This is a genomic window from Mesorhizobium sp. P3_A9, from assembly GCF_056402975.1.
In genome coordinates, this window is record NZ_JBFUGJ010000627.1 from 1 (window position 1) to 1840 (window position 1840).

Below are 1840 nucleotides of genomic sequence, written 5' to 3' on the forward strand. Positions count from 1 at the left end.
ATGTAGTCGAGATCGAATTCGCTGTCCTTCAAGGCATTGACGAGGGGCGTTGCGCCGAGATGGAAGGTGACGCTGCCGAACTGATCGAAGCCCTTGTAATGGGTCGCCGAGCTCATCCAGCTCTCGCCGACCAGAAGGACTTTTGCTTTCGCCATGATCATATTCTCCTGATTTCGCCCATGGGCGGGTGTCTGGAAATCGATAAGTCTTTGATTTAACTCGCCATCACAGTGTCGTTCGCCAAGGCGGTGGCCTTCAGGGTCGCAAAATCCGCTATGTAGCCCTGCGCGCCTTCGACGGTGGTCGTCAGGCTCGCACCGATCGCGGCATAGCGGGCGGCAGCATCCAGCGACGCGCCATGCAGCCACAGACTCAGGAAGATGCCGGCAAAGCTGTCGCCGGCGCCGGTGGCGTCGACGCGGTTGACCGGCAGTGCCGGGACCTCGATCTGTGGGCCGCCGCCCGACGGGAAGACGACCGCGCCAAACTCGCCAAGAGTGAGCACGACCGTTCCGCGCGGCTTGATGCGCGACAGCATCAACCGCACCTCTTCGATCATGGTCGCCATCCCGGTGCGAAAGCCGAAAATCTCCCGCATCATCACGTCGTTGATAAAGGTCAGGTCGATCTGCCTGACCATCTGCGCAAAAGCCTCCGGCGTGCGCGCGCTTTTGGGCAGGCCGGCCGAATGCAGGCTCACCTTCCAGCCGGCATGATGAAAGCGCGCGATGGAGGCGGTCATCGTCTCATAGTGAAAGCCCTCGATATGCAGGCAGGCCGGGCGCTGCTCGGGCTGGATGTCCAGATTGGCGGTCAGGTCGACCTCACCCAGTTCGAATGGTTCGCTGATGATGGTGCGGCTGCCATTGCGCTCGATGATGACGATCGCCTGCGAAAGCCGGTTGTTGGGCGTGCTGCGGATGGGGAGGGCGTGGACACCGAGTTTGGCGAGCTCGCCCAGCGCCCAGTCGCTCTCTGCATCCCTGCCGACCGCAGTCGCCAGTTCCACGTCAAGGGCATAGGGCACCCCAACGCCAGCCGCGGCAACCGCGAGATTGGCCGCCGGTCCGCCCAGCGCCTTTTCGATATGGCTGGCGGTGATGCGGTCGTCTCGATGCGGCAGCACGTCGACGCGGCACAGGAAGTCGACGCTGACGCGTCCGGCGACCAGAAGCCTTGGCAGGTGGTCGAGATTTTTGGGCCTGCGGGGTGCTCGGCCTGGCAACGAACGGGCGAACGAACTCGGCCGGTACATCAGCGCGGCAACCGCCTTCTCGATGCGGTCGCGGGTGTCTTCCCTAAGGCCGGCAGTGCCATTGATGAAGTTCGAAACCGTGCCGATGGAGACACCGGCGGTTCGTGCGACATCCGCTATGGTAGGGCGCTTGCGTTGCAATTGCCTGGTTCCGATTGAAGCGTTTCAAACGGTAACAGGGGAGATGCGACACCTCAACGGAATTATCTTCCAAAAAGCGGGTAGTGTAGGTCTGGATTTAGAAACCAAAACCATGATGTGGCCGAAACCCGAATTCGCGTTACCAAATTTGAACGTTTTTCAATTTTCGGCAAAAAGATTGTGCATTCGCATCTTTTGCACTTTGTTTGGCCGGCCAGCCTGATCGGTGCTCGGCGCAGCTGCCATTTCGTCAGCCGCAAGCGGCCCACAGAAACCGAGACGCGGCGCGTTTTATGGGCAAGGCGCGTTCTCTGGTTTCGACGCCCGAGACTGAAGTTTGAGGGCGTTGCCACATTCAAATCCGGTTGGTACGTAGCTGACAAATTCCAGTTGCTGCAATTGCCGTAGAGTTTCTTGTTTCCAACGGATCGGCTTCTTATGACC

At 59.9% G+C, this 1840-nt stretch carries 2 protein-coding genes; both read right to left on the reverse strand.

All coding sequences use genetic code 11. The features are described from left to right. Positions 1-155 (reverse strand): glutamine amidotransferase (locus AC1DX0_RS35390; RefSeq protein WP_477359101.1); only part of this gene is annotated, 155 nt, incomplete at its 3' end. Positions 156-214: 59 nt separating this feature from the next. After that, positions 215-1396: a carbohydrate kinase family protein gene (locus AC1DX0_RS35395; RefSeq protein ID WP_477222304.1), complete on the reverse strand. Its 1182-nt coding sequence runs from the start codon at positions 1394-1396 to the stop codon at positions 215-217. Positions 1397-1840 lie beyond the last annotated feature (444 nt).